We start from the raw sequence: 24,483 nt of genomic DNA, 5'->3' as shown, positions 1-24,483 counted from the left end.
TTCACCTAGTAGTTACCCATCCGAGTGGGTCAAACGCACGGCCCTGATGCCGAATTTCAAAGTATAAACCCGATTGTTCATTGCCGCCGCTATTGCCGGCGCTGGCAATTACGTCGCCGGCTTTCACGGCATCTCCGGGACGTTTCAATAATGCCTGATTATTACCGTAAATCGTCATGTACTGGTTGCCGTGGTCGACAATGATCAGGTTGCCGAAGCCGCGCAGCCAGTCGGAAAACACCACGCGGCCGGCGGCAACCGCTTTTACTTCGCTGCCTTCCGGGGTACGGATGAACAAGCCTTTCCAGCTCGGACCGTCGCCGCGCTTGCTGCCGAAGCGGGCCATGACGTCGCCGCGCACCGGCAGCCGGAGCTGGCCGCGCAGGGATTCGAACGGCTTGCCGTAGGCGCTGTCTGCTTCCGGCGTCAGTTCATTGCGCGCCAGCGGCGCCGGGGCCGGCGTGGCTGGCGCGGCTACTGGTGGCGGCTGATCGTCATCGATCGCATCCGGATTGGGGACCTTGGGTCCTGCCGGGGTAGGTCCGGTCGGGCTCGATGCGGCGACCGGCGGTTTCCCGGCCTGGGCCGCGCGCTGCTGCTCAAGCAGGCGCTGACGTTCGCGTTCGCGGGCTGCCTGGGCTTGGGCCTTGGCTTGCGCCTGGGCCAGTTGCTGCTGGCGCAGTTTCTCGCGGGCCGCGGCCTCGGTTTTCTTTTGCGCTTCGATCAGTTGCGCCAGCTTGTCGACCAGGCCTGACAGGCGCTGGTCGTCGCGCTGGATATTGCCGGCTTCCTTGCGCTGGCTTGCCAGCTTGCTCGACAGCTGGGTCAGCAGGGTGGCGCGCTTGGCTTTTTCCTTTTCCAGCAGGTTCTTTTGATCGCGCTGTTCCTGGGCAATTTCGTCCAGGTCGTCCTTGGCGTCCTGGGCTTCGGTCTGGTTGGCTTCCACCGCGGCCAGGTTGGCGCGCAGCGATTCCAGCAGGCGCGCTTGCGCCTGCGAGACGTAACCCAGGTATTGCAGGTCGCGATTGATGCGGTTCGGGTTGTCGCCCGACAGCAGCAGCTTGATGCGGTCTTCGTTGCCGGCAACGTATTGCTGGCGCAGCAGGTCGGCCAGCTGATTCTGTTGCCGGACCACGGTCTTGCTCAGTTCGTCATGCTGTTTCGCCAGCTTGGCCAGCTTGGCTTCGGTCTGTTTTTGTTCCGCGCTTAGATCGCGCAGGGAACGGGTGGCCTTGGAAACCGCTGCTTCGGAATCGGCCAGGGCGTCGCTGGCGTTGTCTTTTTCGGTTTCGGTCTGGCTGATGTCGCGCTTGAGGTTGTCCAGTTTTTGCCGCAGGTCGGCGCGCTGCGCCTCCGCCGCCTGCTTCTGCTTGCTGCGCTCGGTGATTTTGACAGCGGCGCCGGCGCCCAGGGGCAGGGTTGCCGCCAGCGCCGCCGCCAGCAACAATGCCAATAGCCGCGCCGCTGGCGGGCGGCCAATGGCGCGACGGGGTTTGCTGCTGCCGAAGAGCTTGTCCAGCGAGATATTTATTTCGCTTTCCCCTGGCTGGCGACGGCGTTCATCGCCGCTGCTATCGCCGCCTGGTCGCCAAGGTAATAGCTCTTGATCGGTTTCAGGTCGGCGTCCAGTTCGTATACCAATGGCTGGCCGTTGGGGATGTTAAGGCCGACGATGTCCTGGTCGCTGATGCCGTCCAGCATCTTGATCAGGGCGCGCAGGCTGTTGCCATGGGCTGAAATGATGATGCGCTTGCCGCTGCGGATGGACGGTGCGATTTCATCGTTCCAGAACGGCAAGACGCGCGCTACCGTATCTTTCAGGCATTCGGTCAGTGGGATTTCCTCGCGTTTCAGGCCGGCGTAGCGCGGATCGTCGTAGGAAGTGCGCGGATCGCCCGGTTCCAGCGGCATCGGCGGCGTGTCATAGCTGCGGCGCCACACCATGACCTGTTCGTCGCCGTATTTGGCCGCGGTTTCCGCCTTGTTCAAGCCTTGCAGGGCGCCATAGTGGCGTTCGTTCAGGCGCCAGTGATGCCTGACCGGCAGCCACATCAGGTCCATCTCGTCGAGCGTGCCCCACAGGGTGCGGATCGCGCGTTTCAGTACCGAGGTGTAGGCCAGGTCGAAAGTGAAACCGGCTTCTTTCAGCAGCTGGCCTGCCTGCCTAGCTTCAGCCACGCCTTTTTCGGTAAGGTCGACGTCGACCCAGCCGGTGAAGCGGTTAGCCAGGTTCCAGGTGGATTCGCCGTGGCGCATCAATACGAGTTTGTACATGGTGGTGAGTTTGTCAACTAAAAGTAAGAAATCTATTGCTTGCCATTGGAATTCAGCCGAAGGCTCCGCATTTACCAGTCGGCAGGCAAAGCGCAAAGGTTTTTTCGCGGGACCTGATACGAATTGAATGGCGCTTCAGCTTCTATTTTATAATGGCGGGATTAACTAATACCATTGGATCAACGTGAAATTCTTGATTGATAACATTTTTCTGTTCGCAGTAGCAATTTTGTCGGGCGGCGCACTGCTGCTGCCCTTGTTGCAAAAACGCGGTAACCGGGTGTCGACTTTACAGGCTACCCAGCTGATTAACCAAGGCAAGACACTGGTGCTCGATGTACGCGACAGCGATGCTTTCGCCGCCGCCCACCTGATCGACGCCAAGAATATCCCCTTGAAAGACTTGCCGCAGCGCATGGTCGAACTGGAGAAGTTTAAAGCAAAGAACGTGTTGGTGGTATGCCAGACTGGCAACCAGGCTACCAAGGCTGTCGCCCAGCTGGGGCAAGCGGGTTTTGCCCAGGCCTATAACCTGGAAGGCGGCATCGCCGCCTGGCAGACCCAGGGCCTGCCTACCGTCAAATAACACGGCCGCGATCCCCTGGATCCGGCTCAGTCAGCACAAGGAACAACCATGACTGCCCATGTAGTAATGTATAGCACTGCTGTGTGCCCATATTGCATCCGCGCCGAACAATTGCTGAAGGCGAAAGGCGTGGAGGATATCGAAAAGATCCGGATCGACCTCGATCCGGCGCAGCGCGACACGATGATGCAAAAGACCGGCCGCCGCACCGTGCCGCAAATTTATATCGGCGCGACCCATGTCGGCGGCTTTGACGACTTGCATGCGCTGGATCGCGATGGCAAGCTGGAGCCCTTGCTGCAAAGTGCCTGATTTCGGGCAACTAATTTCGTCAATTGGCCCCGCGATTCAGGTATTGTTGCAGATTGTGCCGCTGATCGCGCCAAAAACCCGCCAGGCAGCTTGTCTGCTGCCCGGCTAATTTAAATGTTAACTGAAAGAGTGTCATGGCTGAAGAGAACCAACAAGCTGAACAACAACCGGTGTTCCAGATTCAACGCGTTTACCTGAAAGATTTGTCGCTTGAACAACCGAATTCGCCGGCCATTTTCCTCGAGCAGGAAGCTCCGCAAATCGAAGTAGCGGTGGATGTCGGCGCTGAAGCGCTGGCCGAAGGCATTTTCGAGTCGACTGTCACGGTGACCGTCACCGCCAAGGTGAAAGACAAGGTAGCGTTCCTGGTCGAAGGCAAGCAAGCCGGCATTTTCGAGCTGCGCAATATCCCGACCGAACAGCTGGACCCGCTGCTCGGCATCGGCTGCCCGAACATCGTCTATCCTTATCTGCGCGCCAACCTGGCGGACGCTATCACGCGCGCCGGTTTCCCGCCTATCCACCTGGCCGAAATCAATTTTGAAGTGTTCTATCAACAACGCCTGCAAGCGCTGGCCGAACAGCAGCAAAAAGGCAGCGGCGACAGCATTGCGGTTGACGGTACTTCGGCGATCAACTGATTTTGCATAGCAAGCAGGGCGGAGCGCGCAGTTTTGCCTCGCCTGGCGCCGGACCGACGGCGCCAGGCAGGGATACAGTTGTCCGCCCTGGAAGTTTTACCGCAACTGGAGAGCAATAGATGAATTTTGCACGCATAGCCGGTTCCACCGCTTTGTTGTCGGCCAGCTTGCTTGGCGTTGCCGGTTCTGCCCATGCGCTCGACTTCAAGACGGTCGGTGCGGCGCCGGTGGTGTTGTACGATGCGCCATCCGAAAAAGGCCGGCGGGTAGCGGTCGCGCCGCGCGGCATGCCGGTCGAAGTAGTGCTGACCTATGGCGAGTGGACCAAGGTGCGCGACGCCAGCGGCGATTTGTCGTGGCTGCAGTCCAAGGGACTGGTCGCCAAGCGCAACCTGCAGGTCAGTATCGCCAACGCCAAGATCCGGGCCAATCCCGACGATGCCGCGGCTGTCGTGTTTACCGCCGACAAGGGCGTGCTCCTGGAACTGGTTGACCCGGTAGCGTCCGGCTGGGCCAAGGTGCGCCATCGCGACGGCCAGGCCGGATATGTCAAGGCGACCGAGGTCTGGGGCGATTGACCTTTGCCCCGCCTATTTTTGTTTTACACGTTTGATGGCCGCCCGTGTCTCCTGAACCCACCATCCCTTCCATGAACATCACTGTACTCGGCGCCGGCGCCTGGGGCACCGCGCTGGCGATCGCCTTGGCGCAGCGCCACAATGTGCTGCTGTGGGGGCGCAATCCGGACACCATGGCGGCGGCCGCCGCACAACGCGAAAACGCTGCTTACCTGCCCGGTTTTGCCTTGCCGGAAACGCTGTCCCTCAGCGCCGATTTTTCCGAAGCGCTTGCACATGTGACTACGGCTGCAGGTGCGACGACGGCTGCGCCAGCGACGCAGAGCGAAGCACTGCTGATCGTTGCTTCGTCCGTCTCCGGTCTGCGCGAACTGGCGCAGCAGCTGCAAGCTTTCCCTATCCCGAATATCGTCTGGCTGTGCAAGGGTTTTGAAGAAAACACACGCCTGCTGCCGCACCAGATCGTGCGTCAGGTGCTGGGCGACGCGATTCCAGCCGCAGCGCTGTCGGGGCCGTCTTTTGCTCAGGAAGTCGCGCGCGGCCTGCCGTGCGCCTTGTCGGTCGCCAGCGTCCATGCGGGACTGTGCGAACAGGTGGTGGCGGCGGTCCACGGCGGCAATATCCGCGTCTATTCAACCGACGACCTGGTCGGCGTCGAAGTCGGCGGCGCGGTGAAGAATATCCTGGCAATCGCCACCGGCGTGGCCGATGGCCTCGGACTCGGCCTGAATGCGCGGGCCGCCCTGATCACCCGCGGCCTGGCGGAAATCACCCGGCTCGGCATTGCGCTCGGCGGCCGCAGCGAAACCTTCATGGGCTTGTCGGGGGTCGGCGACCTGATCCTGACCTGCACCGGCGACCTGTCGCGCAATCGGCGGGTCGGCCTGGGCCTGGCGCAAGGCAAGCCGCTGGCTTCGATCGTCACCGAACTCGGCCATGTCGCCGAGGGCGTGCGTTGCGCCGCCGCGGTGCGCGCGCTGGCGCAGGAGTGCGGGGTCGATATGCCGATCAGCAATGCGGTGGCCGGCGTTTTATTCGACGGCGATTCGCTGCAGTCGGTAATGGAGCTGCTGCTGTCGCGCAATCCGCGCGAAGAGTCCGCGTAATATTTTTACGGATTGGGCATGGCGATGCAATGTGGTCGCGCATGTTTGAAGTAGTATCATTTCTTTGTGTCAAATCAGTGACAAAACCTGGATAGATACACTGGGTAGAATTAAGTGTATCTCTCATGCTTGTTTGCAACGATTGCGGCATATAATCGCCCTTTCCAAACATGTCCATGGCCTTTTTGATAAGGAAAGAAATGCATAGCACAATGTTCCCTGTCGTTCGACGTCGCCCTACGCTCATGCAGCGCGGATTCACGCTGATTGAAATCATGGTGGTGGTGGTGATCATGGGGATCCTGGCGGCATTGGTGGTACCTAAGCTGATGGGCCGCACCGACGATGCGCGGATCCAGGCGGCGCGCCAGGACATCGGCACCTTGATGCAGGCGCTCAAGCTGTACAAGCTGGACAACCAGCGCTACCCGACCACCGAACAAGGCTTGCAGGCGCTGGTCGCCAAGCCCACCAACGGTCCCGCCGCCAACGGCTGGAAGAGCGGCGGCTATATCGACAAGCTGCCTAAAGATCCCTGGGGCACGCCTTACCAATACCTGTCGCCAGGCATCAAGGGCGAAGTGGACATATTCTCCTACGGCGCCGACGGCCAGCCGGGCGGTGAAGGCAATGACGCCGACATCGGCTCGTGGGATCTGTAATGTTTGCAATGGCGCATCGCAATCTGCGCCAGATCAGAGCCGGCCGGATCCAGGGGTTTACCCTGCTGGAGCTGCTGGTGGTGGTGGTGATTGCCGGCATCACGCTGGGCGCGGTCTCGCTTAACGCTTTCCGCAGCGACCGCCAGGTGATGCAGAACGATGCCCAGCGCATTGCCTTGCTGCTGCAATTGACGCGCGAAGAAGCCATCTTGCGCAACCGTCCCACCGCTTTCGAGGCCGACGCCAACAGTTATCGTTTCCTGGTGCGCGAAGAAAACGGCTGGCAGGCGCTGACCCAGGACGACATGCTGCGCCAGCGCGATTTCAAGCGCACGCCCATGCAGCTTTCCATGAATCCGGCGCCGACCGAAGCATCCGCGCCGGACACGCTGCGCATCATCTTCGGCCGCGAGCCGGTCGACAAGCCGTTCGCGCTGACCATGGCCAGCGGCGACAGCAGCGTTGTCATCCGCGCCGACGGCGTCGGCCATTTTGCGGTCGAATAAATGTTTACACCGAAGCCGCTTCCCCATCGCCATGATGCAGGTTTTACCTTGCTGGAAGTGCTGGTGGCGCTGGTCATCGTCGGCACTTCGCTCGGCGCCAGCCTGCGGGCGGTCGGCAGCCTGACGCAGAACAGCAGCGGCTTGCGCGCCGCCATGATGGCCAACTGGTCGGCGGAAAACCGGCTGACCCAGATCCGTCTCGGCCATGAGTGGCCTTCCATCGGCAACCGTTCCTTCGATTGTCCGCAAGGCGATTTGCCGCTGCATTGCGAAGAAAAGGTATCCGGCACGCCGAACCCGTATTTCCGCCGGGTCGAGGTCGCAGTATTCGCCAACGGCAGTTCGGACCGGCGCATCATTAGCCTGTCGCAGGTGGTGCCGAATGCGCGTTAGCAGCAAAGTTCGCAGCAGAAGCGGCTCGTCCGGTTTCACCCTGGTCGAAATGATTATTGCCATCACCATACTGGCGATGGTGGCGATACTCGGCTGGCGCGGACTGGACGGCATCGTGCGGTCGCGGGTTTCACTGACCACCGAAATGGAACAGACGCGCGGCATGCAGCTGACCTTTGCCCAGCTGCAAAGCGATTGCGCCCAGATCGCGCCGCTCAGCCTGATGTCGGCGCGGCCGACCTTGCTGGCGCAGCCGGGGCGCTTGCTGATGGTGCGGCTGGTGTTTGCCGACCAGCAGCCGACCCGCGTCCAGGTCATCGGCTACCGCTTGCGCGACGGCCGCCTGACACGCCAGGAATCGGCGCCCACGCGCGACCTGAACCTGCTCGACACCATGTGGCAGAGCGCCCTCAACGATGCCGGCGATACTGGCAACAACGGCCAGGCCGTGCTGCTGCAGTCCGATATCGCCGACATGCAGATGCAACTGTGGGGCAGCGACGGCCAGGGCTGGCGTCCATCTGCCGCTGCCGCCGGCACCGGCAGCCAGGATAGCGCCAACCTCAACGCCAACCGCTGGACCGGCCTGCAGGTCGCCTTGCAGCTGCGCGGCCACAGCAACGGTGACAGCAGCAGCACCATGGCCAAGACCTTCCTGCTGGGGGCGTCATGAGCAGGAGGCCGCCGTCGCTCAGGTTATACGCACAGCGCGGCGTCGCGGTGGTGACCGCCTTGCTGCTGACGACGCTGGCGGTGACCATCGTCGCCAGCTTGTTCTGGCAGCAGCAGGTGCAGGTGCGCTCGATCGAGAACCAGCGCCTGCAGCTGCAGAAAGACTGGATCATGCGCGGCGCCCTGGACTGGGCCAGCATGATCTTGCGCGCCAGCGGGCGCCAGTTCAACTACGACCATCTGGGCCAGCCGTGGGCCGCGCCCCTGGCCGATACCCGTCTCGATCAATATGTGGAAGACGGCCAGTCGGCCGGTGACGCGGGCGACGCCGTCCTCTCCGGCAGCATCATCGATGCGCAGTCGCGTTACAACCTGAACAACCTGAGCCAGAACGGCAACCCGGTCGCCGACGAGGTGGCGGTGTACAAGCGCCTGCTGGGTTACCTGCACCTGCCGACCACGCTGGCTACCGCCACTGCGCAGGCCATCGCCAAAAGCCAGCCGATCACCAACCCTGCAGGGCAGCAGACCGCGGCCAAGTCGGACAGCAGCGCCTTGCCCTTGCTGCAGGTGGACGACCTGCTGGCGGTGCCTGGTTATACCCCGGCCATGGTGAAGCAATTGCAAGACTTTGTTGTAGTGCTGCCTCTGGCCGGCGCTACCATGCCGATCAATGCGAATACCGCGCCGGCGGAGGTGCTGGCGGCCCGTTTCGCCGATTTGTCGCTGTCGGAGGCGAATACGCTGGTAGCCGCCCGCCGTGCCGCGCCGTTTCTCGATACGACGAATTTGTCGTCGCAAATGTCGAATCTGTTCGGGAAACCCTTTTCGCCGAGCGCCAATATAGCGGTCTCCAGCAACTTTTTTTTGGTGTACGGCAAGATTCGAATGGGGCGGGCGGGTCTCAATACCGTATCCTTGATACAGCGTCCGACCAATAACCGAGCCGGCAGCAACATAGTGTGGATTAGAGAACAATAAATGGAAGATGCGTTTTGAGTACCTTATATATCCGCTTGCCCGCCAAAGCCACGCTCGACAGCGCGGCGGCGGTAGCCATGCCCGATTGCCGCTATGCGCTGGCGGCCGACAGCGGCCGCATCGAACGCCAGGGCGCCGAGCAGCTGTCCGGCCTGGCTGAGGTGATCGCGGGCGCCACCCGCGTGGTGCTGCTGCTGGCCGCGGCCGACGTCAACCTGCTGCAACTGCAGGTGCCGCCGCTATCCGACGCCAAGCTGAAAATGGCGCTGCCGAACCTGGTGGAAGAACAACTTCTGGTTGATCCCTTTGATTGCGTGATCGTCGCCGGCCGCAAGCGCAGCAGCGTTGCCGGCCGCGCCGCCGATAATTTGCGCCTGATCGCCGTGGTGCAAAGGGACTGGCTGGAACTGCTGGTCAAGACCTTGCTGGCGCTGGGCGCGCATAACCTGCAAGCATGGCCGGCGCAGCTGTGCCTGCCCCTGCGCGATCCGGATACGGCGGTCGCCGCCGTTACCGACCACGGCGGCGATATCGACGTCGCCCTGCGCATGTCGGCAGAACAAGGCCTGGGCTGGTCCATGTCGCCGGCTTCGGGACAATCGGTGGCGCAGGATGTGCTGGAAAGCATGATGGCGATCTCGCCGCAGCATCCCGTTACCTTGTATGTACCGCAATCGAGCCTGGCGCAGTACCAGGAATTCGATCAGTCGCATATCACGGTGCAGCCTGACGACTGGTCGCACTGGATAGCAGGCGTCCAGGAGCTGGCACGCAGCGGTATCGATTTGATGAGCGGCCTGACCGCCAGCGCCGCCGGCACCGAGTTCAGCTGGCGCCGCTGGCGCTGGCCGCTGGGATTGGCGGCAGCCGTGCTGCTGGTGAATATCGTCAGCCTGAATTACGACTGGCTGCGCATGCGGCGCGAAGCCGCCGGCCTGCGTACCGGCATGATGCAGAGCTACCGTGCGGCTTATCCGAAAGAAACCGTGATCGTCGATCCGATCGCCCAGACCAGGCAAAAGATCGCCGCCGCGCAGCGCGATGGCGGCCAGCTTGCAGCCGACGATTTTCTTGCCCTGGCCTCGATATTCGGCGCAGCCTGGGCCGGATCGCCGCAAAGCGCGGACATCGCGGCGATCAGCAGCGTCGAGTATCGCGACCATCATCTCCTGGTGCGCTTGAAAAATGCAGCCGATGCGGATGCGGCCGAAGCCCAGGTCAAGGGCGCGCTGGAAAGTAACCAATTAACACTGAGCAAGCCGGCTACCGGCGTATGGCAGATCGGGAGCCGCAAGTAATGTCGACCAGTAATTCGAATCCCCTACAGCAAGCCTGGGAAAAAATCAGCATCCCTGCAAACCAGTACTGGGCGCAAAGGAACCAGCGCGAACGCCGGCTGCTGGCCGGCGCCGGGGCATTGATCCTGGTTGCCGTGATTTACCTGCTCCTGCTGGACCCGGCGCTGAGCGGGCGCGCCCGTCTGCAGAAAGACTTGCCGGCGCTGCGCCAGCAAGCCGCCGAACTGCAGTCGTTGACGGCCAAGGCACTGTCATTGTCCGGCCAGGCGGCCGAGCGGCCGGCTGCGCCGCTCAGCAAGGAGGCGGTCGAGACTGCATTGAAAAGCAAGGGTTTGAATCCGCAGAGCGTGGCGCTGAGCGGCGACATGGCCAAGGTGCAGTTATCTGCGGTGGCGTTCGCCGGCCTGCTCGACTGGCTCGACGATGCGCAAAAAAATGCGCATTGGCAAGTGGTGGACGCCAACATCAGCGCGGCCACGGGAGCGAATGCGCAGCCGGGCATCGTCAACGCCACGGTCACCTTGTGGCAGCAAAAGCATGAGTAATGGCGGCAAACGGACAGGACCAGCGCCAGCGTCTTCATTCCGGTCCCAGGGAATTTGATGCGCGGCTTGGGCAGAGTATTGATGTGGACAGCGGTGGCATTGCTGAGCGCGCTGGTCACGGTGTCGATTTTTTTACCGGCGGCATGGCTGGCGCCGCTGCTGGAGAGCCGCACCGGAGGCAGGCTGACGCTGGGCGATGCGCAAGGTTCCTTGTGGCATGGTTCAGCCTTTATCGGTGCAGCGCCTAGCGGCAGGGATGCCGTGACGGCCTTGTTGCCGGGGCGCTTCGCTTGGCGCCTGTCGCCGCTGGTATTGCTGGGGCGGGTCGAGGCGACATTGGAAAATGCACAAGTGCTGTCGACCGCGGTCAGCATCCGCGGCAGCTGGAGCGCATGGAACGTCAGCCCGGCCAGCATGGTTTTGCCGGCCGAGCGGCTGGCGGCGCTGGGCGCGCCCTTGAATACCTTGCAGCCGTCGGGCAAGATGCAGCTGGGCTGGCAGCCGCTGACGGTGGCGCGCAACACCGGCGGCGGGGTGGATGTCAACGGCGTGATGACGCTGGATTTGCTGGCGATGGCGTCGCGTTTGTCTCCGGTCAAGCCGCTCGGCAGTTATCGCCTGCGCTTTGACTGGCAGGGGCGGCAGGCGGGATTGACGCTGTCGACCTTGGGCGGGGCGATGCTGTTGAACGGCAGCGGCAAACTGCAAGACGGACATTTTCAGTTTTCGGGTAGCGCGGAAGCTGCGGCAGGACAAGAGGAAAAGTTGGCGACTTTGCTCAGTTTATTGGGGCAGCGGCGCCAGGTGAATGGCAGAAACGTTATCGGACTAGAGTTCAAATCATGAAAGATAAAATGTATTTCGCACTACTTTCAAGTACAAGCAACTGGCGCAGCGCCGCCGCCATCGCCCTGCTGACTTGTGCTACTGCTGCCGGCACCTCTGTGGCACAGCCGGTGCTGGGAACCACCGGTACCGCTGCCGAAGGCGTGAGCGGCCAGGCCGTAATGAATTTCGTCGGCGCCGATATCGAATCGGTGATCAAGGCTGTCGGCCAGTACACCAACACGACGTTCATCGTCGATCCGCGCGTCAAGGGCAGCATCAACTTGGTGTCGGAAAAACCGCTGAGCAAGGCCCAGGCTTTCGACCTGCTGGCCTCGACCCTGCGCCTGCAAGGTTATGCCGTGGTGCGCGGCGACGGTTTTGTGAAAGTGGTGCCGGAAGCCGACGCCAAGCTGCAAGTGGCGCCGACCAGGCCGGCCAGCGTCCGCGGCGACCAGATCGCCACCCAGATTTTTTCGCTGAACTATGAATCGGCAACCAATATCCTGCCGGTGCTGCGGCCGCTGATTTCACCCAACAACACGATCAACGCCAATCCGGGCAACAACACGCTGGTGGTGACCGATTACGCGGAAAACTTGCAGCGCCTGGGGAAAATGATCGCCGCACTCGATGTGCCGGCGGTCAACGACCTGGATGTGATTCCGGTGCGCTATGCGGTAGCCAGCGATATCGCCGTGATGGCGAGCAAGCTGCTCGATTCCGGCTCTGCCGCGCCGGGCGCCAGCGATAGCGCCCGCACCATGATCATGGCCGATTCCAGGACCAATTCAGTGATCGTGCGGGCGCCGTCCGCCGGCCGCGCCAACCTGGCCAAGTCCTTGATCGCCAAGCTCGACCAGCCGACCGCCAACGCCGGCAACGTGCATGTGGTGTATCTGAAAAACGCCGATGCCGTGAAGCTGGCCAAGACCTTGCGCGCGATTGTGTCGCAGGATACGTCGATGTCGAATGTCAGCCAGTCCAGCAAGAGTTCCAGCAGCAGTTCCGGCGGCATGCTGCAGGGTTCCAACAGCAGCAGCGCGTTGGGATCGAATAATAATTCCACTTCGCCTTCGACACAGTCGTCGCCGTCTTCCGATAGCTCGTCCCAGTCTTCTGGCGGCAGCGGTAGCGGCGCCGCCGGCTTTATCCAGGCGGACGACTCTACCAATACCCTGATCATCACCGCCAGCGAACCGGTCTACCGCAATATCCGCGGCGTGATCGAGCAGCTCGATACGCGCCGCGCCCAGGTCTATGTAGAAGCCTTGATCGTCGAAGTCACGGATACCGCCGCCAGCGAGATCGGTGTGCAGTGGCTGGCCCTGAGCGGCGATTCGAAGAGCAATTACCGGGTCGGCGGCGGCACCGGCTTCACCGGCACTAATACCGGTCTGGTTGGCAGCAATCTGTTCAATACGGCAATTAGCCAGACTGTGAATACCGGGACCACTGCTACCGTACCTTCAGTCGGCAGCGGCTTGCAGCTTGGCATATTCCGCCAGATCGCCGGGAAAATCGGCCTGGGGGCATTGGCCAGCGCCTTGAACGCAACCTCGGGAAGCAATGTCTTGTCCATGCCCAACCTGCTGACGCTGGACAATGAAGAAGCCAAGATCGTGGTGGGTCAGAATGTGCCGTTTGTCACCGGCTCGACGCTGACCACCGGCGCCGGCACCAGCAGCCCGTTTACCACCATCGACCGCAAGGACGTCGGCACCGCGCTGAAGATCAAGCCGCATATCTCAGAGGGCGGCACCGTGCGCCTGGAAATTTCGCAAGAAGTATCGGCAGTCGTGAACGGCACCGCCAAGGATACGAACGGACCGACCACCAACAAGCGTACGTTGGATACCAATGTGGTGATCGACGATGGCGAAATCATTGCATTGGGCGGCCTGATCGGCGACAACAACCAGAACGGCGTGCAAAAAGTCCCGCTGCTGGGCGATTTGCCGTTTATCGGCAATCTCTTCAAATACCAGTCCGGCTCCCGCGAAAAAACCAACCTGATGATATTCCTGCGCCCGATCATCGTGCGCGACAAAAACACCAGCAATATGCTGGCCGTGGATCGCTACGATTACATGCGCAAGCAGCAGATCAAGGTGCAGCCGGACAAGAGCATCCTGACCGATTTCGGCTCGTCGGTGACATCCAAGCTGGAAGACGGCGGCCCGTTCATCGACCTGCGCAAGCAACAGGATGCGCCGGACGGACATCAGCCGGCTCCCGAGCAGCCTGCGCTGCAGCCGCCGAAACCCGCGGCCACGCCTGCTCCGGGCTTATTGAATGACAGAACGCCATGAGCGATCCCAGGATGACCGATACGCGCCTGCTGCCCTACGCTTTCGCTCGCGATTTTTCATTGCTGGCGCAGCGTACCGAAGATGCCAACGGCGCCGACAATGCGGTCGAGTTGTGGATTTCCGAGGCGACCAAGCCTAGCGCGATCGCCGAAGCCAGCCGCCGTTTCGGCCGCGTCAGGTTCCGCACGCTGTCGCGCGAGGAGCTCGACGAGGCGATCGCCAGGGCCTATGCCGGCGCCGGCGGCGATGCCGCGCAGGTGGTCGACGAATTCGAATCCGATCTCGATCTCGCCAAGCTGATGCAAGACATGCCGGCCATCGAAGACCTGCTGGAATCGTCCGACGACGCGCCGGTGATCCGCATGATCAACGTGCTGCTGACGCAAGCGCTGCGCGAAGGCGCTTCCGATATCCACATCGAACCGTTCGAGCAGATTTCGGTAGTGCGTTTCCGCATCGACGGCAGCCTGCGCGATGTGGTGCGGCCGAAAAAAGCGGTCCATGCCTCCCTGATTTCCCGTATCAAGATCATGGCGCAGCTCGATATCGCCGAAAAACGTTTGCCGCAGGACGGCCGCATTACCTTGCGCGTCGGCGGCAAGCCGGTGGACGTGCGGGTGTCGACCTTGCCGACCGGCCACGGCGAACGCGCCGTGCTGCGCCTGCTGGACAAGGAAGCCGGCCGGCTCGATCTGCAGCACCTGGGTATGAGCCCGGCAGTCCTGCCGCAGTTCGACCGCCTGATCGCGCAGCCGCACGGCATCGTGCTGGTCACCGGGCCGACCGGCTCGGGCAAGACCACCACGCTGTACGCGGCATTGTCGCGCCTGAATACCAGCAGCACCAATATCCTGACGGTGGAAGATCCGATCGAGTACGAACTGGCCGGGGTCGGCCAGACCCAGGTCAATGCGCGCATCGACATGACGTTCGCCAAAGCCTTGCGGGCGATCTTGCGGCAGGATCCGGATGTCATCATGATCGGTGAAATCCGCGACCTGGAAACCGCGCAGATCGCGGTGCAGGCTTCGCTGACCGGCCATCTGGTGCTGGCCACCTTGCACACCAACGATTCCGCCGCCGCGGTGACGCGGTTGCTGGACATGGGGATCGAACCCTTCCTGCTGTCGTCTTCCCTGCTGGGAGTGGTCGCGCAGCGCCTGGTGCGCAAGCTATGCACCCATTGCCGCCGCCACGACGGCCAGCTGTGGCACGCGGTCGGCTGCGAGCAATGCGGCCACACCGGCTACCACGGCCGGGTCGGCGTCTACGAGTTGTTGCTGACTACCGATGAAATTACCGCACAGATCCATAACCGGGCCTCGGAAGCCGAGATCCAGCAGGTGGCGCAGCGCAATGGCATGCGCACCATGCGCCAGGATGGCGAACGCTGGCTGACCGAAGGCATCACGACCCAGGCCGAGCTGCTGCGGGTCACCAAAGAATGACTGAAAAACCAGCGAAGAGCAGAGGAGCAGAGTGCCAGCATTTCGTTACGAAGCGGTAGATACCGCCGGCAGCACCACCAAGGGCGTGGTGAATGCGGACAGCGCCAAGATGGCGCGCGCCGATCTGCGCGCCCAGGGGTTGCTGCCGCTGACGGTAGAAGCGATCGCGCAGCAGGTGGATGCTGCCGGCAACCTGAAACGGCGCGGTTTTGGCGAGCATCTGTCGACGGTGGAGATCGCCTTGTTTACGCGCCAGCTGGCCAGCCTGCTGGAAGCCAGCCTGCCATTGGAGCAAGCCCTGACGGCGTTGCTGGAACAGGCCGAGCGCAGTTACCAGCGCGACCTGATCGCATCGATCCGGTCCGAGGTCATGGGCGGCGCTTCCTTGTCTTCGGCGCTGGCTGGCCATCCGCGCGACTTCGCGGAAATCTACCGGGCGCTGGTTGCTTCGGGCGAGCAGATCGGCCAGTTGTCGCGTGTGCTGTCGCGGCTGGCCGATTATATCGAGCGCCGCAATTCGCTGGTGCAGAAGGTGAAACTGGCGTTTACCTATCCGGCGATCGTGACCGTGGTGGCGTTCGTGATTGTGATTTTCCTGTTGACCTACGTGGTGCCGCAGATCGTTTCGGTATTCGCCAACACCAAGCAGAAGCTGCCGATGCTGACCGTGATGATGCTCGCCACTTCGGACTTTGTACGCAACTATGGCTGGATGGTCCTGATCGTGGTGATCGCGTTGTTCTACAGCTGGCGCATGGCGCTGAAAAACCCGGCGACCAAGATGCGCTGGCATACCTGGCTGCTGAATGCGCCGCTGTATGGAAAATTCGAGCGCAGCCTGAATACCGCGCGGTTTGCCAGTACGCTGGCGATTACCACCGGCTCCGGCGTGCCGATCCTGAAAGCCCTGCAAACCAGCCGCGATACGCTGTCCAATGTCGCCATGCGGCAGCAGGTCGATACCGCCGCCACCAGCGTGCGTGAAGGCGTGGGCCTGGCGCGCGCGCTGGCCGCGCACAAGCATTTTCCGCCGATGCTGATCCACATGATACGGGCCGGCGAGGTGACCGGCGAATTGCCCGCCATGCTGGAGCGCGCCGCCAGCGCCCAGGAACAGGACCTGGAACGGCGCGCCATGACCATCGCCGGCTTGCTGGAACCGGCCCTGATCTTGGCGATGGGGGTAGTGGTGCTGTTGATCGTGCTGGCGGTGCTGATGCCGATTATTGAAATCAACCAGCTGGTGCGTTAGGACAAAATTAGGAAAAGCGTGAAACTGCAAATAACCAAAAAACTCGGCCGCCAAAGCAAACGCCTGCCGGAATTCCTCAGCCTGCTGCTGTTCATGCTGCTGTGCGCCTGCACGGCATACTGGGTGATGCAACTGGTCAAGCCCCCGCTGCGTGCAGTGACGGCGCCGCCGCAGGCTGAACAGGCGCAGATCGATGTTTCGCTGGCGGCGGGCTTGTTCGGCGGCCGCGGCACAGTGACGGTGGCCAGCAACTACCAGTTGTTGGGCGTGGTCGCTGCGAAAAAGGACGGCGAGAGCGTGGCGATCCTGAGCGCCGACGGCAAGCCGGCGCAGGCAGTGCGGCAGGGCAAGGAGCTGCTGCCGGGAACCAGCGTCAAGGAAGTGCACGCAACCTATGTCTTGCTGTCTGAGGGTGGTGTTCTGAAGCGGGTGATGCTGCCGGAAGATGCGCGCACCAAGTTGGGACTGAACGGCGCGGGACCGGGCGGGGCTGCGCCGGTACCGGCCCAGATGATGCAGCAGGCGCCTAACCAGGATCTGCCGCCGGAACAGCCGGCGGTGCCGGTGCAGGACAAATAGCTGTTTCCAAGCGCTAACCGGCCTGGCGGCATTGCCGCCGGAATGAACCCGGCGGGCAGCGTCGCCGCTTACAGCACGTAGCGCGACAAGTCTTCGTTCACTACCAGAGCACCAAGGCGCTGATCGACATAAGCGGCATCGATCACCATGGTTTTCTCGCTGGCGTTGGTCGCCGAAAACGAGATTTCTTCCAGCAGTTTTTCCATCACCGTGTACAGCCGGCGGGCGCCTATATTCTCGGTCTTTTCATTGACCGAGAAAGCGATTTCCGCCAGCCGCTGCACGCCTTCCTTGGCGAACTCGAGCGTCACGCCTTCGGTCGCTAGCAGCGCTTCGTACTGCTTGGTCAGGCAGGCGTCGGTGCCGGTCATGATCCTTTCGAAATCGCTGATCGACAAGGAATCGAGCTCGACCCGGATCGGGAAGCGGCCTTGCAGTTCCGGAATCAGGTCCGACGGTTTGGCCAGGTGGAAAGCGCCCGAAGCGATGAACAGGATGTGATCGGTCTTGATCATGCCGTATTTGGTGTTGACGGTAGTGCCTTCGACCAGCGGCAGCAAGTCGCGCTGCACGCCGGCGCGCGAGACGTCGGCGCCGCCACTGTTCTGCGAACGGGTGGCGATCTTGTCGATCTCGTCCAGGAACACGATGCCGTTCTGTTCAACGTTGCTGATGGCTTTCTGCTTCAGTTCGTCTTCGTTGACCAGCTTGGCGGCTTCTTCTTCGATCAGGACTTTCATCGCATCCTTGATCTTGATCTTGCGGTTCTTCTTGCGGTTGCTGCCGATGCCGGAAAACATGGACTTGATCTGCTCGGTCATTTCTTCCATGCCGGGCGGCGCCATGATTTCCATTTGCGATGCCGCTTCCGACAATTCGATCTCGATTTCCTTGTCGTCGAGGGCGCCTTCGCGCAGCCGTTTGCGGAAGGTCTGGCGGGTGTTGCTGCCCTTGTCGCCGGCGTTTTCGCCGTCGCCCGAGCTCTGTTCAGGATGGAAGCCGAAATCGCGCGCCGGCGGCACCAGGATGTCGATCACCCGGTCTTCGGCGGCGTCTTCCGCGCGTGTGCGGACCTTGCGCATTTCCGCTTCGCGGGTTTGCTTGATGCCGATGTCGATCAGGTCGCGGATGATGGTGTCGACGTCGCGCCCGACGTAGCCGACTTCAGTAAACTTGGTGGCTTCGATCTTGATGAAAGGCGCATCGGCCAGCTTGGCCAGGCGTCGCGCGATCTCGGTCTTGCCGACGCCGGTAGGCCCGATCATCAGGATATTCTTGGGCGTGATTTCGTGGCGCAGCGGCTCGGCGATCTGCTGCCGCCGCCAGCGGTTACGCAGGGCGATCGCCACTGCGCGCTTGGCGCGGTCCTGGCCGACTACATGTTTATCCAGTTCTGAAACTATTTCTTGCGGAGTCATGTTCATGGTGTTGGGTCTTAATCGAGAGTTTCGATGATGTGCGACTGGTTGGTGTAGATGCAGAGCTCGCCGGCGATGACCAGCGATTTCTTGACGATATCGGCCGGCGACAGCTCGGTGTTTTCCTGCAGCGCCTTGGCGGCCGACTGGGCGAAAGTGCCGCCTGAGCCGATCGCGCCGATGCCGTCGGTGGGCTCCAGCACATCGCCGTTGCCGGTGATTACCAGTGTGGTTTCGCGGTCGGCGGTCAGCAGCATTGCTTCCAGCCGGCGCAGCATGCGGTCGGTGCGCCATTCCTTGGCGAGGTCGACCGAGGCCCGCATCAGGTTGCCCTGGTGTTTTTCCAGTTTTGCTTCGAACAGGTCGAGCAAGGTGAATGCATCGGCGGTGCCGCCGGCGAAACCGACCAGTACCTTGCCTTGATATAACTTGCGAACTTTGCGGGCGGTGCCCTTCATGACGACATTGCCGAGTGTGACCTGGCCATCCCCGCCCAGCGCAACGCTGTTGCCGCGCCGTACCGAGAGGATGGTGGTGCCGTGAAATTGTTCCATTTTGCTAGCCTCAGAAAATGCGGCCGGGGTAGCCTGGCCGCGCATGCAGGGCGCAAGGCGCCGGGACTGCATGTGATTCGCTATCGAATGACAAATCGATACTGTCCCAAAAAAATGGGGACGGCCGGTCTGATTACAAGCGCTGAATTACGTGGATTTAGCGTTGTTTTTCTAACTGCAGAGGGTGGGGTTTGTTAAAAAATTAATTTTTTCGCGGCACTACGCGCACGATTTCCTGTATGCCGACGACCTTGAACAGGGCGGTCACCAGGTGGTTGACGCCGTGGAACTCGATCGCATTGCCGTTGCTGGCGAGTAATGACAGCCCGTTGAGCAGCTCGCCGGCAGCGCTGAAGTCGACCCTGACCAGGCGTGAGCAATCGATGATCGCAGGACTGTGGGCGATGGCGTGGGTCTGGATCTTGGTCAGCAGCTCTTCGGTGCGGCCTTCGATCAGTATCGGCATGAGCAGGCTGTTGTTGCCGTTAAGGCTTACGCTCTGGGCGTTGTCCTCGGCCGCGGTGATGATCTTGGTGTGGGGAGCGACAAACGGCGGCGGCGAGACTTCAAACGTGATCGAATAATCTATGCTGGCGTCTTCGTAGGCCTGTTCCAGGTTGAGCAGATGCAGTATTTCCAGCAGCAGCAGCCATGGCGCAGCGGTTTCGTCGCGCCGTCCGACCAGCAGGATCTCGCGGATCTTGTCGGCCAGTTCATCGGCGCCGACCAGGATCAGGTCCAGTCCGGATTTTTGCAGTTTTTTCAACATGCGCAGCAGCAGGCCGCAGCCGATCGGATCGACCGAGCTGACCCGGGTAAACTCCAGGCGCACGGCCGGATGGGTGGCGCTCAGTTTTTGCGCGCGTTCCAGCTGCTTGCCGATATTGGCGTCGAGTTTACCGGAGAAGGCCACGGCTGGCGGCGCGCCCGCCTTTTCCTGGGTTTTTGCCTGCGGATCGAGGGTCATGATATCGATCCAGGTCGGCGGCGAAGTTTCAAACTTGTTGGCGAAGTCGACCGACAGATTGTCGAATTCCTGCTGCTTGCCGGTGATCTGGTACAGGTCCAGCAGCATCCACCAGACGATGTGGGTGGAGGAACCGAGATTGTTTTCCGTAATGGCGCTTAACAGGAGCGCTTCGGCAATGTCGCTCTGGTCGCTGGCGAACAGTACCGCCGCTTCTTCAATGACTTCGGGGGTATCGGACACTGACACTTCGATGCTGCCGCTGCGCGACTGGTCGTCCAGGTATTCGGTGGTCCTGCTCATCACCGGCAGCGTCAGCTGGGTGGTGTTGCCGTGGCTTAGCGTGACCGGCGCCACGCTATCTGGGCCGGCCGGCTTGGGAGAGGGCGGCAGATGGACGAACTCGGACGACATTTCCGATTCGATCGCATCGATCTTCATGCTCGTGGTGCTGCGTGCAGAACCATCGCGCAGCGTGGTCGAGTTGCTCAGCCGCTCATGGCTTTCGCCAAACAGAACCGGCGCTTGATTGTCTGCTGCGGCTGGTACCTTGTCATCCTCCGGCGGTGCGCCGTTTGGACGATTATTTTTGCCGAAGAGCGAGAAAATCCCCACGTGTTAATCCCGAAAGTAAGTTGCTATCAAAGCTGCGATTTTATATGTATCGGAGTGCTGCCTGCTGATCCGGCGCCGGCTCCGCGGATTGCGTTTTTATCATCGCATTTGCCATGCTGCCTGCTATGTTCATGGCGACATTTTTGTTTTGAGACTGTTCCCGCTTTTGCCCATTGCTGCCTAAAAAAAGCATGATCAATCGATACCTCCAAAGGTAACACAAAGCAACTCAGGAAGTATGTCCGGACGCCTTAAGTTGTGACATAAATATGTTGCGATTTTTGCATATCCGACGCCAGGAATGGTCATCTTGTCTACAGCTTCCGCTGCCAACCGGGAGCGCGCGGCAAGTTGCGGCCTGGCGACCTCGCTTGCTTTGCGATCCCGGTTCCAGCTTAGAACTTGGTGCGTACGCCAAGGACGAAGCTGCGCCCAGGCTGCGGCGCGACATCCTTCAGCACCGAGGTCGCCAGGCGGATATCCTGGTTCAACAGGTTTTTGGCCAGGGCAAACCAGGTCAGCTGCAGCGCGCCGACTTGCTGGGTGTAAGAAAGATTGGCATCGATCTTGGTGTAGCCCGGCGTCTCGCTGCTTTCAAAGGTCGCCAGCCGATCCTGCTGCTGTGCGCGCAGGATGGTGAGGCCGCTGCGCCATGCGCCTTGCACATAACCGAGATCGACGCCGTAGCGGCTGGCCGGCTGCAGCGGCAGGTTGCCCATGTTGTCCAGCCTGCCGCGCGAGGTATCGGCAAAACCGCGTACCGAAAAACCTTCGCCGCGCAGGTTGTAGCTGATTTCCGCTTCGGCGCCGCGGATGGTGGCGTCTGCCTGTGACCAGAAGCGTTCGGTGAACTCGCCGTCCGGATCGGGCGCACCGCTGTCGTCAACCGCGCCGGCATTGCGGCCAAACACGTAATTGCTGACGTGATTCTGGAACAGGTTGGCTTTCCAGCGAATCAGTCCGCTGGTTTTTTGCAAGGTCAGTTCGATATTGCGCGAGGTTTCTTTTTTCAAGGTGGGGTCGCCGATATCGAAAGTGGCAGTCGATTCGTGCGGGCCGTTGGAATACAGTTCTTCGGCAGCCGGTGCGCGCTGCGCGATCGACACCGTCGGACCGAATCCGTACCCGGGCACGAAGCTCCACAAGGCGCCGACCGAATAGGACGCCAGATTGAATTTACGATCGGCGAAACCTGAGTCGGCATCAGGGCGGCGCTTGACCGATTCAAGGCGCAGGCCGGCGCTGGCCAGCACCGGGCCGAAGTTGCGTTCCTCTACCAGGAAGGCGGCGATCGAAGTCGACTTAGTGCGCGGCACGGTGTCTGGCAATCCGCTTTCGGCAGCCAGGGCCGAGAAGCGCATGTCTTCGGTTTGCATGCCGAAAGTGCCATGCCAGCCGGCCAGCGGCTTGTGGGCGAGCTCCCATCGGCTTTCGGTCGACTTGTTGGAGAAGATCGTATTTGGCGTGCCGTTTTCCTGTTTCTCGGTGTGGGTGTAGTCGGTATGGCCTAGTTTGAATGTCAGTTTTTCGAATCCGGCCAGCGGTTGGTCGATCTGGCCGGCGATGTCGTAGCGGGTCTGGTGCAGGTCGATGAAGGATTTTTCCGCAGTAGGGATGCCGTAGTGGTCATCCAGGGTCGCCACCGAGGCGCCGATGTAACCCCAGGACGCGATGTAGGAGGCGCCGGCGCCGACCCCGGTTTCATGGGTAAACGAATTCGGCAAGCGGCCTGATGCCGAATCGGCGTCGTTGCGGGTGGCGTGTTCCGGGATCTTGTAGTTGCCGGTGTCGCGCCAGTTGCCGTCCAGGTGCATGCCTATCGGTCCGGCCGAGCCGTCCAGCACCAGGGATGTGCTGCGGCCGTTGTCGCCGCTGCTGTAGCGGGCCTCGGCTTCGCCGCTGATGCCTTTTTGCAGCTCGGTAGGAATACGGTCGTTGACGACGTTGACCAGGCCGCCGATTGCGCCGGACCCATACAATAATGCGGCCGGGCCGCGCAGGATTTCGATCTGGCGCGCGGTCGCGGCTTCGGTGGCTACCGCGTGGTCGTTGGACAGGCTGGAGACGTCGGCCACCGACATGCCGTTTTGCAGGATCTTGACGCGCGGACCTTCCATGCCGCGGATGATGGGGCGGGAAGCGCCGGCGCCGAAACCGGAGGCCGACACGCCGAGTTCCTGCGACAGGGTGTCGCCCAGCGAGGCGCCGGTCTTGTTGCGCAGTTCTTCGCCGAACAATACCTTGGCCGGAGCCAGGATCTGGGTGTCGACGTTGGCGTTGAGCGGGCTGGCGCTGACTACGATGGGCGGCAAGGTCTTGGCCGCTTCGGCAGTGTCGGCCTGGGCCGATGCGGCAGACGATAAAACGGCCAGCGCGGACAGGACCGCACTGGATAACAGCGTACGTTGGACAAGCATGATGATTCCTAGACAGGTAATCGCCGCCGCATTCCGCAGCGATGCGGAAAGCGCGCAGGAGCGCGATCAGTCACGCATGGTTCGCATGGTCGATATGATCCGGGCGACGGCGATAAATGATTCGATGCAATGGGTTGACGCTTCGCATAAACGAAGCGGTTGACTGCGTCCTGTCAGGAGCGGGGCGGTGCGCGCGATGAGAAATGGCAGGTGAACGGGGCATCCCAGGAAGCGAATGCCTGCCACAAAGCCAGCAGGTGCTTGCCGGGCAGCGGCGGCAGATTCAGTGGCGCCGAGTAGATCGTTGCGGCCAGGGTGGCGTCGTCGAACGCTGCGCAAGAGTGATGGGCTTTGCCGCCGCCTTCGATCACGCGTTCAATCACCGACGTGATGTGCGTCAGGCTGGTCGCCTGCTTGTTTTCCCAGGCCGCATGGACGATGCTATGCGTCAGTCCCAGCCATTGCGAGAACAGGATCGCGCATATCAGCACAAGCGCCAGCATCGGCGCCGGGGCCGGGGCGGCGTGCTGGAGTAGTCTCGAACTGAGGGCTTGGGCTGACATCAAGGAATCTGGATAAGCGGAACACGATAACGGAACCGGCGCAGGAACGACGCAGAAGCGCGCCAGCGGCCGGGCTGCGGGGAAACCAGGCCGTTGTTCCGGCCGGTGTTTTCACGCAGCCTGGCTGCTCCGGGAATCAATCGCCGTAAAGCTTTTGTTTCAGTTCGCGGCGTTGTTGCGCTTCCAGCGACAGGGTTGCCGTCGGACGCGCCAGCAAACGAGGAATGCCGATCGGTTCGCCGGTTTCTTCGCACCAGCCGTATTCGCCGGCGTCGATCGATGCGATCGATTGCTGCACCTTCTTCAGCAGCTTGCGCTCACGGTCACGGGTACGCAATTCGAGCGCATGTTCTTCCTCGATGGTGGCGCGGTCTGCAGGATCCGGCACGAGGACGGTTTCGCGCAGATGTTCCGTGGTTTCCCCGGCGTTCTTGAGCAGGTCGATTTCTAACTGCTGCAAACGCGCCTTGAAGAAAGCCAGTTGCGCTTCATTCATGTAGTCCTTTTCGCCCATCTTGAGGATTTGCTCTTCGGTCAACAGAATGGAATCAGATGTTGGTTTGGTTGTTTTAGTAGCCACTTCGCTTGCTTTCGATACGACGTTTTTTTCAATTTTATCCGTTAATCCGGCACTTGCGGGCTTGTCGCTGGTGCTGCTAGCGCCGGATCTGGCCGTTGGGGAACTCAGTTTCGTTGTTACAGAACTACTGGCCTGGGTATTGCGCGCTGCCTTGTCTGCCGCCGCTACGGAGGACGACTTGGCAATCGCCGTTTTCTTGGCTAGGGATTTTACAACAGGTTTGGGATCGGGTTTGGCGACTTTGGACACGGCCTTGCTTGCGGTGGCAACTGGGGTCTCGGTCTTCCGCGGCGCCTTGGCGGAAAGTTTTGCTGATTTTGCAGCTACGGTGCTTTTGGCAACGCCTGTCACGGCGCTCTTGACTGCTTTTTTCACTGTGCTGCTGGCGGGAACGGCAGC

At 61.3% G+C, this 24,483-nt stretch carries 26 protein-coding genes; 18 read left to right on the top strand and 8 right to left on the bottom strand.

The features are described from left to right. Position 1: 1 nt before the first annotated feature. Together CFU_RS21155 and gpmA are read right to left on the bottom strand one after the other, a co-directional pair. On the bottom strand, positions 2-1,453 hold the full coding sequence (locus tag CFU_RS21155; protein WP_014008039.1) for a murein hydrolase activator EnvC family protein: 1,452 nt from the start codon (positions 1,451-1,453) through the stop codon (positions 2-4). Between the two features lie 74 nt (positions 1,454-1,527). Next, positions 1,528-2,274, bottom strand: coding sequence for a 2,3-diphosphoglycerate-dependent phosphoglycerate mutase (gene gpmA, locus CFU_RS21150; RefSeq protein ID WP_014008038.1), 747 nt, complete (start codon positions 2,272-2,274; stop codon positions 1,528-1,530). Positions 2,275-2,458: 184 nt separating this feature from the next. On the opposite strand from gpmA, the gene CFU_RS21145 reads away from it, so the two are divergent. The 17 genes from CFU_RS21145 to CFU_RS21065 all read left to right on the top strand — a co-directional run bounded on the left by CFU_RS21145 (position 2,459) and on the right by CFU_RS21065 (position 16,970). Further along, entirely contained in the window at positions 2,459-2,860 is a 402-nt protein-coding gene (locus CFU_RS21145; RefSeq protein WP_014008037.1) for a rhodanese-like domain-containing protein, read from the top strand. 48 nt (positions 2,861-2,908) lie between these two features. After that, complete coding sequence (gene grxC, locus CFU_RS21140) at positions 2,909-3,172, top strand: glutaredoxin 3 (RefSeq protein WP_014008036.1); 264 nt, start codon at positions 2,909-2,911, stop codon at positions 3,170-3,172. Positions 3,173-3,306: 134 nt separating this feature from the next. Then, positions 3,307-3,813, top strand: coding sequence for a protein-export chaperone SecB (secB, locus tag CFU_RS21135; protein WP_014008035.1), 507 nt, complete (start codon positions 3,307-3,309; stop codon positions 3,811-3,813). A gap of 227 nt (positions 3,814-4,040) precedes the next feature. Next, positions 4,041-4,391, top strand: coding sequence for an SH3 domain-containing protein (locus CFU_RS21130; protein ID WP_417924816.1), 351 nt, complete (start codon positions 4,041-4,043; stop codon positions 4,389-4,391). 71 nt (positions 4,392-4,462) lie between these two features. Next, positions 4,463-5,497 carry an NAD(P)H-dependent glycerol-3-phosphate dehydrogenase gene (locus CFU_RS21125; RefSeq protein ID WP_041742604.1) on the top strand — a complete coding sequence of 345 codons (1,035 nt, stop codon included), beginning with the start codon at positions 4,463-4,465 and terminating at the stop codon, positions 5,495-5,497. Between the two features lie 200 nt (positions 5,498-5,697). Beyond that, positions 5,698-6,159, top strand: a complete 462-nt coding sequence (gspG, locus tag CFU_RS21120; protein ID WP_190275190.1) for a type II secretion system major pseudopilin GspG — start codon at positions 5,698-5,700, stop codon at positions 6,157-6,159. 8 nt (positions 6,160-6,167) lie between these two features. Next, positions 6,168-6,665, top strand: a complete 498-nt coding sequence (locus CFU_RS21115) for a GspH/FimT family protein (protein ID WP_190275268.1) — start codon at positions 6,168-6,170, stop codon at positions 6,663-6,665. Beyond that, entirely contained in the window at positions 6,666-7,058 is a 393-nt protein-coding gene (gspI, locus tag CFU_RS21110) for a type II secretion system minor pseudopilin GspI (protein WP_014008030.1), read from the top strand. Beyond that, positions 7,048-7,731 carry a PulJ/GspJ family protein gene (locus CFU_RS21105; RefSeq protein ID WP_014008029.1) on the top strand — a complete coding sequence of 228 codons (684 nt, stop codon included), beginning with the start codon at positions 7,048-7,050 and terminating at the stop codon, positions 7,729-7,731. The genes gspI and CFU_RS21105 overlap by 11 nt, the downstream gene beginning before the upstream one ends. Further along, complete coding sequence (gspK, locus tag CFU_RS21100; protein WP_014008028.1) at positions 7,728-8,711, top strand: type II secretion system minor pseudopilin GspK; 984 nt, start codon at positions 7,728-7,730, stop codon at positions 8,709-8,711. Before CFU_RS21105 ends, gspK begins: the two co-directional genes overlap by 4 nt. A 14-nt stretch (positions 8,712-8,725) precedes the next feature. After that, positions 8,726-10,009, top strand: a complete 1,284-nt coding sequence (gene gspL / locus CFU_RS21095; protein WP_014008027.1) for a type II secretion system protein GspL — start codon at positions 8,726-8,728, stop codon at positions 10,007-10,009. After that, positions 10,009-10,554, top strand: coding sequence for a type II secretion system protein GspM (gene gspM, locus CFU_RS21090; protein WP_050808674.1), 546 nt, complete (start codon positions 10,009-10,011; stop codon positions 10,552-10,554). Before gspL ends, gspM begins: the two co-directional genes overlap by 1 nt. Positions 10,555-10,635: 81 nt before the next feature. Further along, on the top strand, positions 10,636-11,400 hold the full coding sequence (locus CFU_RS21085; RefSeq protein ID WP_085959181.1) for a type II secretion system protein N: 765 nt from the start codon (positions 10,636-10,638) through the stop codon (positions 11,398-11,400). Continuing rightward, complete coding sequence (gene gspD, locus CFU_RS21080) at positions 11,397-13,691, top strand: type II secretion system secretin GspD (protein WP_014008024.1); 2,295 nt, start codon at positions 11,397-11,399, stop codon at positions 13,689-13,691. Before CFU_RS21085 ends, gspD begins: the two co-directional genes overlap by 4 nt. Then, on the top strand, positions 13,688-15,139 hold the full coding sequence (gene gspE, locus CFU_RS21075; protein WP_014008023.1) for a type II secretion system ATPase GspE: 1,452 nt from the start codon (positions 13,688-13,690) through the stop codon (positions 15,137-15,139). The genes gspD and gspE overlap by 4 nt, the downstream gene beginning before the upstream one ends. A 31-nt stretch (positions 15,140-15,170) precedes the next feature. After that, positions 15,171-16,391 carry a type II secretion system inner membrane protein GspF gene (gspF, locus tag CFU_RS21070; RefSeq protein ID WP_014008022.1) on the top strand — a complete coding sequence of 407 codons (1,221 nt, stop codon included), beginning with the start codon at positions 15,171-15,173 and terminating at the stop codon, positions 16,389-16,391. Between the two features lie 18 nt (positions 16,392-16,409). Continuing rightward, the gene (locus CFU_RS21065; RefSeq protein WP_014008021.1) at positions 16,410-16,970 is read left to right on the top strand and encodes a type II secretion system protein N; all 561 of its coding nucleotides are present in this window, start codon (positions 16,410-16,412) and stop codon (positions 16,968-16,970) included. 68 nt (positions 16,971-17,038) lie between these two features. Here CFU_RS21065 and hslU read toward each other — a convergent pair whose 3' ends face one another. The 4 genes from hslU to CFU_RS21045 all read right to left on the bottom strand — a co-directional run bounded on the left by hslU (position 17,039) and on the right by CFU_RS21045 (position 22,941). After that, positions 17,039-18,394 carry an ATP-dependent protease ATPase subunit HslU gene (gene hslU, locus CFU_RS21060; protein ID WP_041742601.1) on the bottom strand — a complete coding sequence of 452 codons (1,356 nt, stop codon included), beginning with the start codon at positions 18,392-18,394 and terminating at the stop codon, positions 17,039-17,041. An 11-nt stretch (positions 18,395-18,405) separates the two neighbouring features. Beyond that, positions 18,406-18,942 (bottom strand): ATP-dependent protease subunit HslV, encoded by a 537-nt coding sequence (gene hslV / locus CFU_RS21055; protein WP_041743744.1) that lies wholly within the window; start codon positions 18,940-18,942, stop codon positions 18,406-18,408. A gap of 202 nt (positions 18,943-19,144) precedes the next feature. Then, entirely contained in the window at positions 19,145-20,524 is a 1,380-nt protein-coding gene (locus tag CFU_RS21050; protein ID WP_014008018.1) for a hypothetical protein, read from the bottom strand. Between the two features lie 395 nt (positions 20,525-20,919). Beyond that, positions 20,920-22,941 (bottom strand): TonB-dependent receptor, encoded by a 2,022-nt coding sequence (locus tag CFU_RS21045; protein ID WP_014008017.1) that lies wholly within the window; start codon positions 22,939-22,941, stop codon positions 20,920-20,922. Here CFU_RS21045 and CFU_RS24970 point away from each other — a divergent pair. After that, a complete protein-coding gene (locus CFU_RS24970; RefSeq protein ID WP_190275188.1) occupies positions 22,940-23,104 on the top strand; it encodes a hypothetical protein in 165 nt (54 codons plus the stop codon). The two genes, CFU_RS21045 and CFU_RS24970, sit on opposite strands and share 2 nt — an antisense overlap. A gap of 10 nt (positions 23,105-23,114) precedes the next feature. Here CFU_RS24970 and CFU_RS21040 read toward each other — a convergent pair whose 3' ends face one another. Both CFU_RS21040 and dksA read right to left on the bottom strand, forming a co-directional pair. Then, a complete protein-coding gene (locus tag CFU_RS21040) occupies positions 23,115-23,504 on the bottom strand; it encodes a hypothetical protein (RefSeq protein ID WP_238531354.1) in 390 nt (129 codons plus the stop codon). Between the two features lie 136 nt (positions 23,505-23,640). After that, positions 23,641-24,045, bottom strand: a complete 405-nt coding sequence (gene dksA / locus CFU_RS21035; RefSeq protein WP_041743743.1) for an RNA polymerase-binding protein DksA — start codon at positions 24,043-24,045, stop codon at positions 23,641-23,643. Positions 24,046-24,483: the final 438 nt, after the last annotated feature.

Source organism: Collimonas fungivorans Ter331 (genome assembly GCF_000221045.1).
Taxonomy (GTDB): domain Bacteria; phylum Pseudomonadota; class Gammaproteobacteria; order Burkholderiales; family Burkholderiaceae_D; genus Collimonas; species Collimonas fungivorans_A.
The sequence above is the reverse complement of the archived record's forward strand: the minus strand, read 5'-3'. Positions and strand labels throughout refer to the sequence as shown.